General features: G+C 69.9%; 13 protein-coding genes. All 13 read left to right on the top strand.

Annotated elements, in window-relative coordinates; translation table 11 throughout:
• The first annotated feature begins 89 nt into the window (after positions 1–89).
• The 13 genes from ACIBVQ_RS31085 (at position 90) to ACIBVQ_RS31145 (ending at position 12,701) form a co-directional block, all read left to right on the top strand.
• The gene (locus tag ACIBVQ_RS31085; RefSeq protein ID WP_399181778.1) at positions 90–1,754 is read left to right on the top strand and encodes an alkaline phosphatase D family protein; all 1,665 of its coding nucleotides are present in this window, start codon (positions 90–92) and stop codon (positions 1,752–1,754) included.
• 83 nt (positions 1,755–1,837) lie between these two features.
• A complete protein-coding gene (locus ACIBVQ_RS31090) occupies positions 1,838–2,254 on the top strand; it encodes a MarR family transcriptional regulator (protein ID WP_362911426.1) in 417 nt (138 codons plus the stop codon).
• 42 nt (positions 2,255–2,296) lie between these two features.
• Positions 2,297–3,517, top strand: coding sequence for an MFS transporter (locus ACIBVQ_RS31095; RefSeq protein WP_399181780.1), 1,221 nt, complete (start codon positions 2,297–2,299; stop codon positions 3,515–3,517).
• A gap of 70 nt (positions 3,518–3,587) precedes the next feature.
• Positions 3,588–4,178: a pyridoxal 5'-phosphate synthase glutaminase subunit PdxT gene (gene pdxT, locus ACIBVQ_RS31100; protein ID WP_352011677.1), complete on the top strand. Its 591-nt coding sequence runs from the start codon at positions 3,588–3,590 to the stop codon at positions 4,176–4,178.
• Positions 4,179–4,181: 3 nt separating this feature from the next.
• A complete protein-coding gene (locus ACIBVQ_RS31105; protein WP_352011678.1) occupies positions 4,182–4,934 on the top strand; it encodes a YebC/PmpR family DNA-binding transcriptional regulator in 753 nt (250 codons plus the stop codon).
• A gap of 68 nt (positions 4,935–5,002) precedes the next feature.
• Positions 5,003–6,160, top strand: coding sequence for an enhanced intracellular survival protein Eis (eis, locus tag ACIBVQ_RS31110; protein WP_399181783.1), 1,158 nt, complete (start codon positions 5,003–5,005; stop codon positions 6,158–6,160).
• A gap of 103 nt (positions 6,161–6,263) precedes the next feature.
• The gene (gene ruvC, locus ACIBVQ_RS31115) at positions 6,264–6,848 is read left to right on the top strand and encodes a crossover junction endodeoxyribonuclease RuvC (RefSeq protein ID WP_352011732.1); all 585 of its coding nucleotides are present in this window, start codon (positions 6,264–6,266) and stop codon (positions 6,846–6,848) included.
• Positions 6,845–7,465, top strand: a complete 621-nt coding sequence (gene ruvA / locus ACIBVQ_RS31120) for a Holliday junction branch migration protein RuvA (protein ID WP_352011680.1) — start codon at positions 6,845–6,847, stop codon at positions 7,463–7,465. The genes ruvC and ruvA overlap by 4 nt, the downstream gene beginning before the upstream one ends.
• A 61-nt stretch (positions 7,466–7,526) precedes the next feature.
• Positions 7,527–8,573: a Holliday junction branch migration DNA helicase RuvB gene (gene ruvB / locus ACIBVQ_RS31125; RefSeq protein ID WP_352011733.1), complete on the top strand. Its 1,047-nt coding sequence runs from the start codon at positions 7,527–7,529 to the stop codon at positions 8,571–8,573.
• Between the two features lie 226 nt (positions 8,574–8,799).
• Positions 8,800–9,168: a preprotein translocase subunit YajC gene (gene yajC, locus ACIBVQ_RS31130; protein WP_352011681.1), complete on the top strand. Its 369-nt coding sequence runs from the start codon at positions 8,800–8,802 to the stop codon at positions 9,166–9,168.
• 119 nt (positions 9,169–9,287) lie between these two features.
• A complete protein-coding gene (gene secD, locus ACIBVQ_RS31135) occupies positions 9,288–11,066 on the top strand; it encodes a protein translocase subunit SecD (protein ID WP_399181786.1) in 1,779 nt (592 codons plus the stop codon).
• Positions 11,063–12,118, top strand: a complete 1,056-nt coding sequence (gene secF, locus ACIBVQ_RS31140) for a protein translocase subunit SecF (protein ID WP_399181788.1) — start codon at positions 11,063–11,065, stop codon at positions 12,116–12,118. The genes secD and secF overlap by 4 nt, the downstream gene beginning before the upstream one ends.
• 64 nt (positions 12,119–12,182) lie before the next feature.
• Positions 12,183–12,701 (top strand): adenine phosphoribosyltransferase, encoded by a 519-nt coding sequence (locus ACIBVQ_RS31145; protein ID WP_352011684.1) that lies wholly within the window; start codon positions 12,183–12,185, stop codon positions 12,699–12,701.
• The last annotated feature ends 28 nt before the right edge of the window (positions 12,702–12,729 follow it).

A 12,729-nucleotide genomic window follows, 5' to 3' on the forward strand; every position in this document is an offset into this window, starting at 1 on the left:
CTTTTTCATGACCCGGAACGTTAACTCGAAGGTCACGATCGTCGGTAAGGCTGGCGGGCGACCACGTCCGACGACCTTCGAGGGGCCCCATGTCCCGGCTCAGCCGACGCTCCTTCCTCGTCACCGGCGTCGCCGGCCTCGCGGCGGCGCACGTCCCCGCCCCTGCCGCCGCGGCCGTTCCCGCCGCCCGCAGGCCGCGCGCCGACCCCTTCACCCTCGGCGTCGCCTCCGGCGATCCGAGCCCGGACGGGTTCGTGATCTGGACCAGGCTCGCCCCCCTGCCGCTGGCCGAGGACGGCCTCGGCGGCATGCCCGACCTGCCCTTCCCCGTCCGGTGGCAGGTCTACGGCGACGACGCCGGGCACAGGACGGTCAGGCAGGGCACGGTGATCACCGACAGCCGGTGGGGACACTCGGTCCACGTCGAGCTGGACGGCCTTGAGCCGGGCCGGGAGTACTGGTACCGCTTCAGGACCGGGCCGTACCTGTCGCCGATGGGACGGGCCAGGACCGCCCCGCACCCCCTGTCGCTCGGCACGGGCCTGACGATGGCCTTCGTCTCGTGCGCCCAGTACGAGCACGGCCACTTCACCGCCTACCGGCGCCTGGCCGAGGAGGAACCCGACCTCGTCCTGCACCTGGGCGACTACCAGTACGAGTACGCCCGCGACACCTACACCATCCCCGGCGGCAACGTCCGCGACCACGAGGGGCCGGAGACCGAGACGCTGGCGAACTACCGGCAGCGGCACGCGCAGTACAAGACCGATCCCGACCTGCGGGCGGCGCACGCGGCGGCGCCCTGGCTGGTCGTCTGGGACGACCACGAACTGGACAACAACTGGGCCGACGAGGTGCCGGAGAAACCGGAGATCCCGCAACCGGGTTTCCTCACCCGGCGCGCCGCGGCCTTCCGCGCCTACTACGAGAACATGCCGCTGCGGCGTACCTCCATCCCCAGGGGGATCGACATGCAGATCTACCGGCGTGTCCGGTGGGGCGCCCTGGCCACCTTCCACATGCTCGACACCCGGCAGTACCGCGACGACCAGGGCTGCGGAGACGGTTACCGCGACTGCCCGGCCGCGACCGACCCGGCGCGCTCGATCACGGGGGAGACCCAGGAACGCTGGCTGCTCGACGGCTTCCGCCGCTCGCGGGCACGGTGGGACGTCATCGGCCAGCAGGTCTTCTTCGCCCAGCGTGACAGCGACGCGGGGCCCGCCAAGGTGACCAGTCAGGACGCCTGGGACGGCTACGTCGCCTCGCGGCGGCGGATCACCCAGGGGTGGGTGGACGCGGGGGTGCGCAACCCGGTCGTGCTCACCGGTGACGTGCATGCGCACTGGGCGGCCGACCTCAAGCTCGACTACGACGACCCGACCACCCCCACGGTGGGCTCTGAGCTGGTCACGACCTCCATCACCACCGGGGGCGACGGCGCGGACTCCGACCCCGCGACGCAGCCGTTCCTCAGGATCAACCCGCACCTGCGCTTCTACAACAACCAGCGAGGTTACGTGCTCACCCGGATCGAGCCCGACCTGCTGACCGCCGACTTCACGGTGCTCCCGCAGGTACGGCAGGCCGGCGCGCAGGCTCACGTGAAGGCGACCTTCGTGGTCGAGGACCGGGTGCCGGGCGTGCGGCAGACCTACCTGCGCCCGGCCGCGCCTGCGGCGAGCCGGATGCCCACGGAACCGGAGACCGATCTCATCCAGAAGGTCGTCGACCTGGAGACCAGGCGCCCCTGAACCCCCAACGGGACGACACATGTCCGGTGTCGTCCCGTTTTTCCGGAATAATAGTTAGACAGGCTAAGTTAGACTGACTAACTATGACGACGGATGAACTCGCGGAGAACCTCTCCAAGGAACTGCGCCACCTGGTGCTGCTGCTGCGCCGCGCGGCGGCCGGGCAGCCGATCACCAGCCAGCAGTACGCCGTGCTCGGCTCGCTCCAGGACGGCCCGCGCCGGATGACCGAGCTGGCCGAGGAACACGGCGTCCAGCTGCCGACCATGACCGTGCAGATCAACCGCCTTGAGGAGCCGGGACTGGTCGCGCGGGGCGCCGACCCCGCCGACGCCAGGGTCCGCACCGTCGAGCTCACCGACGAGGGCCGCGCCCGCCTGGTGGCCGTACGGCGCGCCAGGATCGCCTACCTGAGCGACCGGCTCGGCGCCCTCACCCAGGCCGAACGCGAGGCCGTCGCCGCGGCGCTTCCCGCCCTGGCCAAACTGGGCCGCCCCTGACAGCCCCTCCACCCGTCCCCCTTCTCCCAAGGAGCGCCTTCCATGTCCTCACAGAGCGGCGGCGCAATCCTGCGTCAGCCGATGTCCGTCTGGGCCACCGCGTTCGCCGCGGTCGTCGCCTTCATGGGCATCGGCCTGGTCGATCCGATCCTGCCCTCCATCGCCAAGGGCCTGAACGCGGGCCCGAGCCAGGTCTCCCTGCTGTTCACCAGCTACTTCCTGGTCACCGCGGTGGCCATGCTCGTCACCGGCTGGGTCTCCAGCAGGATCGGCGGCAAGCGCACCCTGCTGCTCGGCCTGGCCCTGGTGGTCGTCTTCGCCGCCCTGTCCGGGACCTCGGGCAGCGTCGGCGAACTCGTCGGGTTCCGCGCCGGGTGGGGCCTGGGCAACTCCCTGTTCGTCGCCACCGCCCTCGCGGTGATCGTCGGCGCCGCCAGCGGAGGCGCGGAGGCGGCCATCGTCCTGTACGAGGCGGCCCTGGGCCTGGGCATCTCCATGGGGCCGCTGGTCGGCGCCGCCCTCGGCGACTGGAACTGGCGCGCCCCCTTCTTCGGCACCGCGACCCTCATGGCCGTCGGGTTCGTCCTCGTCCTGACCCTGCTGAGGACCACGCCGGAACCGGCCGCGCGCACCCGCCTGTCCGACCCGCTGCGCGCCCTGGCCCACGGCGGCCTGTCGACGACGGCGTTCACCGCGTTCTTCTACAACTTCGCCTTCTTCACCGTCCTGGCCTTCACCCCCTTCATCCTCGGCATGTCGCCGTACGGCATCGGCGCGGTCTTCTTCGGGTGGGGCGTCTGTGTCGCGCTGGCCTCGGTCTTCGGCGCCCCCGCCCTGCAGCGCAGGATCGGCTCGGTCAACGTGCTCCACCTCTCGCTGGGGGCGCTCGCCCTGCTGCAGGTGGGCATCGCCCTGTCACAGCAGGCGGGCAGTCACCCGGGCGTCGTCGTCTTCGTCATCCTGTCCGGCCTGCCGATCGGCCTGAACAACACCGTGTTCACCGAGGCGGCCATGGAGGTCTCCGACGCGCCGAGGCCCGTCGCCTCCGCCGGATACAACTTCGTGCGCTGGATGGGCGGCGCGCTCGCGCCCTACGTCGTCACCAAGCTGGGCGAGGAGGTCGGGCCCGCGGTGCCGTACGTCCTGGGCGCGGCCTGCTGCCTGGCGGGCATGGCCGTCCTGTACGGCAGGCGCCACCACATGAGGAGCCTGGATCGGATCGACGTCGACCACACCTTCCAGGATGCCTCTGCCCCGGCCTGACCCGGTTTGGGGCGACGCGCACAGTGGCCATACGCTGAAGGGGCGTTCCGAGCCCTTGGAGAGGACCACTGTGAGCATCGCCCCGACCGTCGGAGTGTTCGCCCTGCAGGGAGACGTGCGCGAGCACACGCGCGCACTGGAGGCGGCGGGTGCCAGGGCCGTCGCCGTACGGCGCCCCGGTGAACTGGAGGCGGTCGACGGCCTGGTCATCCCCGGCGGGGAGTCGACCACGATGTGGAAACTCGCCGAGACCTTCGAACTCCTCGAACCGCTCAGGATGAGGATCAAGGGCGGCATGCCCGCCTACGGCTCGTGCGCGGGCATGATCATGCTGGCCGACCGGATCGAGGGCGGCATCGAGGGTCAGCAGACCATCGGCGGCATCGACATGGTGGTCCGCCGCAACGCCTTCGGCCGTCAGGTCGACTCCTTCGAGGCGGACCTCGACTTCGCGGGCCGGGGCTCGATACGGGCGATCTTCATTCGCGCGCCGTGGGTGGAATCTGTCGGTTCCGATGTCGAAGTGCTGGCTCGGGCCGAAGCTGGGGATAGGATCGTCGCGGTCCGCCAAGGACCGCTGCTCGCCACGTCCTTCCACCCGGAACTTACCGGGGATGTCGGTGTGCATTCATATTTTGTTGACATGGTGAGGGAGCTCTAGCCGATGTCCGGCCACTCCAAATGGGCGACGACGAAGCACAAGAAGGCCGCGCTTGACTCCAAGCGGGGCAAGCTGTTCGCCAAGCTCATCAAGAACATCGAGGTCGCGGCCCGAACCGGCGGCCCCGACCCGGACGGCAACCCGACGCTGTACGACGCCATCACCAAGGCGCGCAAGAGCTCGGTCCCGATCGACAACATCGAGCGCGCGCGCAAGCGTGGCGGCGGCCTTGAGGCGGGCGGCGCCGACTGGCAGACCATCATGTACGAGGGCTACGCCCCCGGTGGGGTCGCGGTGCTGATCGAGTGCCTCACCGACAACCGCAACCGCGCCGCCTCCGAGGTCCGCGTCGCCCTGACCCGCAACGGCGGCTCGCTGGCCGACCCGGGCTCGGTGTCCTACATGTTCAACCGCAAGGGCGTCGTGCTGGTGCCCAAGGGCTCGCTGAGCGAGGACGACGTGCTGACCGCGGTCCTCGACGCCGGCGCCGAGGAGGTCAACGACCTCGGCGACCAGTTCGAGGTCGTCTCCGAGGCCACCGACCTCGTCCCGGTCCGCAAGGCCCTGCAGGAGTCCGGCATCGACTACGACTCCGCCGAGTCCAGCTTCGTGCCGACGATGAACGTCCCGCTCGACGAGGACGGCGCCCGCAAGGTCTTCAGGCTGATCGACGCCCTTGAGGACAGCGACGACGTCCAGAACGTCTGGGCCAACTTCGACGTCTCCGACGATGTCCTGGAGAAGCTCGACGCCTGAACGGCCGTCGTGCCGGGCGGGACGACCGATTCGCCCCGCCCGGACCGCGCCGCCTAGGTTGGGTGGCTGTGAAGCTACGTGAACTGACCGCGGACGATCTCGACGCGGTGACGGACAATCGCAGGCGGGCCTTCGGACCGGTGTCGGAGGCGGTCCAGCGGCAGTGGGTCGGGATGGTGACCCCCGCACTCGAAGCGGGGAGATATCTCGGTCTCTTCGACGGCGCCCGCCTGGTCGCGACGAGCCGGATCAACGACTTCACCCAGTACTGGCACGGCAGGCCGATCTCCCTCGGCGGCGTCGCCTCGGTGACCGTCGCCCCGGAGGACAGGGGCGGGGGAGCAGGCCGGACCATCATGCTGGCCACCCTTGAGCGCTGCGCCGGCCTCGGTCACCCGGTCTCCGCCCTCTACCCGGCCACCACCCACATCTACCGATCGCTGGGCTGGGAGCACGCCGGAGCCATGCACCGCGCCGTGCTGCCCGCCGAGGCGCTGCGGACCATCAGGCGGACCGAGCAGGTCCAGGTCCGCAGGGCCGGGCCGGAGGACGCAGAGCGGGTCGTCTCGGTCCTGCGGGGAGTCCACCTGGCCACCCGCGCCTGCGGCCCCGTCTGCTGGGACGCCGACGTCTGGCGGGCGCGCCTGGCGACGGGGGACGACTTCGTCTATCTCGCGCACGACGGCCTCGTCGTCTACCGCTGGCGTGACCAGGACCTGGAGGTTCCCGTCCTGGTCGCGGGCTCGGAGGCGACCGCGCGGACGCTGTGGTCCCTGATCGGTTCCTCGGCCTCGATCGCCAGGTCCGTCCACGCGGTCGTGGCCCCCGACGACCCCGTCTTCTGGCTGATCGGGAACCGCCCGACGGACGAGGTGGGCCAGACCCGCTGGATGTTCCGCGTCGTCGACCTGGCCGCGGCGATCCGTGAGCGGGGTTTCCCGCCCGGCGTCACCCTCGACACCGTGATCCAGGTCGAGGACCCCCAGCGGCCGGAGAACTCCGGGCCCTGGCACCTGTCCGTCTCCGGAGGGCGGGCGACGGCCGAGCCCGCGGGTACCCTCCCCTTGGCTCTGCCCGTCTTCACGGCCGGGGCGTTCTCCGCCCTGTTCTGCGGGGTTCCGGCCGCGACCCTGCGCAGGACCGGCGGACTGACCGGTTCCGCGGACGGCGACGCCGCCCTGGACGGGGCCTTCCACGCCAGGCCGTACATGCTGGACCACTTCTGAGGGGTGCCTGCCCGGGAACCGTGCGTCGTGTGCGCGCAGGCGGTAGAGTCTGGCACCGAACAGGTGTTCGGCGAGTGGAGGCGTGCCGGTGCGGTTGCCCGAACTGCGGGTGATGGGGGTCGATCCCGGGCTGACCCGGTGCGGGCTCGGCGCGGTCGAGGGACGGCCGGGGGCGCCGCTGACCCTGGTCAAGGTCGGGGTCGTGCGCACCCCCGCGGAAGACGAGACCGGCGCGAGGCTCGTGGCGATCGAGGCGGGCATCGAGAGCTGGCTCGACGAGATCAAGCCGGACGCGGTCGCCGTGGAGCGGGTCTTCGCCCAGCACAACCTCAGGACGGTGATGGGCACCGCGCAGGCCTCCGCGGTGGCGATCCTGTGCGCCTCCCGCCGGGGGCTGCCGGTGGCGTTGCACACGCCCTCCGAGGTCAAGGCCGCGATCACCGGCAGCGGCACCGCCGACAAACGACAGGTCGGCACGATGGTGACCAGGCTCCTGCGCCTGGACGAGATGCCCAAGCCCGCCGACGCCGCCGACGCCCTCGCCCTCGCGATCTGTCACGTGTGGCGGGGCGGGGCGCGCAACAGGCTCGCGGAGGCGGTCGCGAAGGCCGCCGCTCCCGGCACGAGCGCCGCCGCCTACTTCCGCGGCGGGGGCAGGGCCGGATATTCGAAGGGAAGCACGAAGTGATCGCCTCGGTGCGGGGACGGGTGGCCGCGATCGCGCCGGAGGGGGCGGTGGTCGAGGTCGGCGGGATCGGCGTGCTCGTCCACTGCACACCCGGCACACTGGCGGCGCTGCGGGTGGGGGAGGAGGCCAGACTGGCCACCTCGCTCGTGGTCAGGGAGGACTCCCTGACACTGTTCGGCTTCGGCACCGACGACGAGCGTCTGGTCTTCGAACTGCTGCAGACGGCCAACGGGGTCGGCCCCAAGGTCGCCCTCGCCATGCTCGCCGTGCACACGCCGAACGCCCTGCGGATCGCGGTGGCGAGCGCCGACGTCAAGGCGCTGACCAGGGTGCCCGGAGTCGGCCCCAAGGGCGCTCAGCGGATCATCGTCGACCTCAAGGACAAGCTCGGCACGCCGGAGGAGGCGGTCAACGCCGCGCTCGACGGCACCGCCGCAGTCCCGCCCTGGCGCGACCAGGTGCACTCGGGCCTGGTCGGTCTCGGCTACTCGGTCAGGGACGCCGACGAGGCGGTCGCCACGGTGGCCGTCCAGGCCGACGCCGAGATCGCGCAGGGCAGGGTTCCCCAGGTCGCCGTGCTGCTCAAGGCCGCGCTTCGCGTGCTGAGCGTCCGGTGAGACAGGGCACAGGAAAGGCGGAGACGACGTGAGCGCGGAACGGGATCTGGTCTCACCCGAGATGGAGGGTGACGAGCGCCTGATCGAGGCCGCGCTGCGTCCCAAACGTCTTGAGGAGTTCATCGGCCAGGCGCGGGTGCGCGAGCAGCTCTCCCTGGTGCTGCACAGCGCGTTGCGGCGCAACCGTCCCCCGGACCACGTGCTGATGAGCGGCGCGCCCGGTCTGGGCAAGACGACCCTCTCGATGATCATCGCGGCCGAGCTCTCCGCGCCGCTCAGGCTCACCTCCGGGCCCGCCCTCGAACGGGCGGGTGACCTCGCGGCGATTCTGTCCACCCTCTCCGAGGGAGAGGTCCTCTTCATCGACGAGATCCACCGGATGGCCCGTCCCGCCGAGGAGATGCTCTACCTCGCGATGGAGGACTTCCGCGTCGACATCGTGGTCGGCAAGGGGCCGGGCGCGACCGCCATCCCGCTGGAGGTGGCGCCCTTCACCCTGGTCGGGGCGACCACCAGGGCGGGCCTGCTGCCCGCGCCGCTGCGTGACAGGTTCGGCTTCGTCGCGCACATGGACTTCTACGAGGCCGCCGAGCTCGAACAGGTGTTGCACCGTTCGGCACGGCTGCTCGGCCTGCGTCTCCCGGGCGACGCGGCACACGAGATCGCCGGGCGCTCCCGGGGCACGCCCCGCATCGCCAACCGGCTGCTGCGCCGGGTGCGCGACTTCGCCGAGGTCCGGGCGGACGGGGTGATCAGCAGGGACGTCGCCGCCGCGGCGCTGAACCTCTACGAGGTGGACGCCGAGGGGCTCGACCGTCTCGACCGCGCCGTCCTGGGCGCCCTGCTCGGCAAGTTCGGTGGCGGTCCCGTCGGTCTGTCAACACTGGCGGTCGCGGTGGGGGAGGAACCGGAGACCGTCGAGGTGGTCGCGGAGCCGTTCCTGGTACGGCAGGGCCTGCTGGCCCGCACCCCTCGCGGACGCGTCGCGACCGCGGCGGCCTGGGTCCACCTGGGGTTGACGCCCCCTCCCGGAGCCTTCGGCGCGGTGCCGATGCCCGGCCAGGGGCCTGACCTGCATGATCTTGGGGATGACCCCGCAGCGTCCTGACGTTGAGTTACGGTGAGAAAACGCACGGGGTTGATCACAAAAAGGTGACAACCGTATCAAAATGGGAACTTCCCCGCGCGCCAGAACGTGACCTCGTTGCCGCGCTCCTAACAGCTCGCCTAAACTCCGTGGCTTGGCTGGCTGTGTAGGCTGACGTGCTGAGCGCGGCGTGGCCTCACATGACGTCCGGCTCCGGCCGGTCATCCTTAACCGAAGGAGCGGCCCAATGGGCGGCAATTACTCCAGCCTTATCATGATCGCGCTGATGGTCGTGGTGTTCTACTTCCTGCTGATCAGGCCGCAGCGTAAGCGGCAGCAGGAGCAGGCGCAGATGCAGAACTCCCTCACCCCGGGGACCCGCATCATGACCACTACCGGGCTTTTCGCGACGGTGGTAGCGATCGACGCCGAAGATGTGATCCTGGAGATCGCCCCCGGCGTCGAGACCCGCTGGGTCAAGGCCGCGATCGGGCGTGTGGTGGGCCCGGTCGACGACACGCAGGGCGACGCCGAGAACACCGACACCGTGGATGACAATGTGGTGGAAACCGCGCAGTCGCCCGGTGACGACCAGGACTCGACGACCAAGAAGTGATAAGTAGGCTCGCCAACATTCCCTATAGCCGAAAGAACTGACGACCAGTGGCCCGACCGACCAGCGGCCAGAGCAGACCGGGGCGCGTGCTCCTACTGCTACTGGCGATTATTCTCGCCATGGGTGGGGTGATGCTCCTGAACAGGGCTTACACCCCCGAATATGGCCTCGACCTCGCCGGTGGCACGACAGTGACACTGCAGCCCGTCACCCCGAACGGCACGGCTCCCACAGAGGAAAGCCTGGATCTCGCCGTCGGCATCATCCGAAACAGGGTGAACGGCAGCGGTATCTCCGACGCCGAGGTCGCCAAATCCGGTGACAACATCGTCATCTCCGTCCCCGGAGTTGGCCAGGAGGAAGTCGTCAAGCTGGTCGGCACCACCGCGGAACTGCGTTTCCGTCAGGTGATGGCGGTCGCGGCAGGGGCACCCCAGCCGCCGGGGCAGATGCCCACCCAGGCGCCGACGCCGTCATCCTCCCCCTCCTCGACGGCTCCCGGCAAGAAGGGCGACAAGTCCCCCGCCCCGTCCGCCTCCCCCGCGGCCGAGCAGGGCACGAAGACGCCGGAGCCGACCGCGACGGCCGCCGCGAACCCGAGCGCCTCGCCCGCGGGCCGCGCCCTGTCGGCGGCGCTCCTCAACCCCAGCCCGGAGGCGACCCCGACCGCCACCGGCAAGCAGGAGAGCAAGCAGGACACCGGCAAGAAGGGCGACAAGGCGGAGGCCTCCCCCTCGGCCAAGCCCGGCCAGAGCAGCTCCCCCTCGCCCCAGCCCTCCTCGCCCGCGGACAACCCGCTGGCCGACGTGGACACCACCGGCATCGACCCGGCGGTGCTCAAGCAGTTCGAGGCCCTCGACTGCTCCAAGAACAAGGGCCAGGGCGCCCAGGACGACCCCAACAAGCAGTACGCCGGCTGCAGCCAGGACGGCAGCGCCAAGTACGTCCTCGACAAGGCGGCCGTCACCGGAAGCGCGATCGCCAGCGCCAACGCGGGCGTCGACCAGACCACCGGTGAGTGGCTCGTCCAGCTCTCCTTCAAGGGGCAGGGCCCCGACCAGTGGTCCAAGGTGACCACCACCGCGTTCAACTCCCAGCCGCCGCGCAACCAGGTCGCCATGGTCCTGGACGGTGTGATCATCTCCGCGCCGGTCATCCAGGAGCCCATCACCGGCGGCCGGGCGCAGATCTCCGGCAACTTCACCCAGGTGACGGCCAACGAGCTGGCCGGCCAGCTGAAGTTCGGCGCGCTGCCGCTGAAGTTCGAGAAGAGCTCGATCGACGAGGTCTCCTCGACCCTGGGCGCCGACCAGCTGCGCGGCGGCATGATCGCCGGTGGCATCGGCCTGGCCCTGGTGGTCGTCTACTCCATGCTGTACTACCGCGGCCTTGGCGTCGTCTCGGTGCTGAGCCTGCTGGCCGCCTCGATCCTCACCTACCAGGCGGTCGTGATCCTCGGTGCCTTCGCGGGCTTCCGCCTGTCGCTGCCGCACATCATCGGCCTCATCGTCTCGATCGGTATCACCGCCGACTCCTTCATCGTCTACTTCGAACGAATACGAGATGAGATGAAGGAGGGCCGCCGGTCGCTGCGCACGGCCGTCGAGGTCGCCTGGACCCGCGCCCGCCGGACGATCCTGATCGCCGACGCGGTCATGTTCATCGCCGCCGTCGTGCTGTACTTCCTGGCCGTCGGCGGTGTGGCCGGGTTCGCCTTCGCGATGGGCCTGACCACGCTCATCGACATCGTCGTGGTCTTCCTGTTCACCAAGCCGTTCGTCACGCTGCTGGCCAGGCTGAAGTTCTTCGCCAAGGGACACAAGCTTTCCGGTCTCGACGCCGAGCGCATGAGCAGCACGACGGTCGCCGGTACCAAGACCGTTCCGCAGGAGGCATGATGTCCGGCATCGCGAGTCGGTTGTACCGCGGCGAGATCGACGTCGACTTCGTCGGACGCAGGAAGCTCTGGTACGGCCTGTCCGCCGTGCTGCTGCTGGTGTCCATCGCGGGCCTGCTCTTCAACGGAGGCCTCAACCTGGGCGTCGAGTTCAGGGGCGGTTCGGTCTTCTCCTTCAAGGCGCCCAGCGCCCACATCGAAGAGGTCCGCGACACCTTCAACGGCGCGGGCGCCCACCAGGTCATCGTCCAGACGACCAACAACGGCTGGCGGGTCACCACCGACAGCATGCCACCCGAGCGGGTGACCACGGTCCAGAAGGCGGTCGCCCAGAAGTACGGCATACAGCAGAACGAGGTCACCCTCCAGGTGATCGGCGCCTCGTGGGGCGGTCAGGTGGCCGACAAGGCGGTCACCGGTCTGATCGTCTTCATGCTGGCGATCATCCTGTACCTCACGGTGGCCTTCGAGTGGAAGATGGCGCTGTCGGCGGTCGTGGCGCTCTTCCACGACCTGGTGATCACCGCGGGCGTCTACGCGTGGACCCAGTTCGAGGTCACCCCGGCGACCCTGCTGGGCTTCCTGACGATCCTCGGATACTCCCTGTACGACGCGGTCGTCGTGTTCGACATGATCAAGGAGGTCACCGCCAAGCTCGGCACGACCTCCAAGATGACCTACACGCAGGCGGCGAACAACGCGCTGAACCACACCCTGATCCGGTCGCTGAACACCACCCTGGTGGCGATCCTGCCGGTGGCCGCGATCCTGTTCATCGGCACCACGCTGTTCGGCGCGGGCACGCTGAGGGACCTCTCGCTCGCCCTGTTCGTCGGCATGATCGTCGGTACCTACTCGTCCCTGTGCGTGGCCACGCCGATGCTGGTCACGCTGAAGGAGCGCGAGCCGCGTTACCAGGCGATCGCCCGCAGGCTCTCCTCACAGGGCGGCGGGGCCAAGGGCGGCCAGACGGTCAAGGGAGCCAAGCAGCCGGTCCCCGCGGGGGCCGCCAACGGCTCGGCGCCCGACGGCGACAAGCGCAAGAAGAAGTAGCCGGAAGTCAGCAAGGCCTCCGTCCCCGCCGAGGGGACGGAGGCTTTTCCTTGAGGGAGCGACGATGAGTGACCTGAGCAGGCTGATCCTGGACCACGTCCGGGACATCCGCGACTACCCCCAGCCCGGCGTCCTCTTCAAGGACATCACCCCGCTGCTCGCCGATCCTGAGGCCCTGGCCGCCGTGATCGACGGTTTCGCCGGGCTCCACCAGGTCGACAAGGTCGTCGGGATCGAGGCCAGAGGCTTCATCCTGGCCGCTCCCGCGGCCTATCGGGCGGGCGCGGGCTTCGTTCCGGTGCGCAAGAAAGGCAAACTGCCCGCGGAAACCCTTGAGGCGTCCTACGATCTGGAGTACGGCTCCGCCACCATCGAGGTCCATCGAGACGCCTTCACCCCAGGGGAACGCGTCCTGATCATCGACGACGTGCTCGCCACCGGCGGTACGGCGCGTGCGGCGGTGGAGCTGGTCCGCAGGGCGGGCGCCGACGTCGTCGCCATCGCCGTGCTCATGGAGCTGGCCTTCCTCAAAGGGCGGGAACGGCTGGACGGCGTCGAGGTGCATTCCCTGGTGATTGTCTGATCCCACCCCGCCGGGGAAGGCATCCTGG

This window comes from Streptosporangium sp. NPDC049376 (assembly GCF_044466505.1).
Classification (GTDB): domain Bacteria; phylum Actinomycetota; class Actinomycetes; order Streptosporangiales; family Streptosporangiaceae; genus Streptosporangium.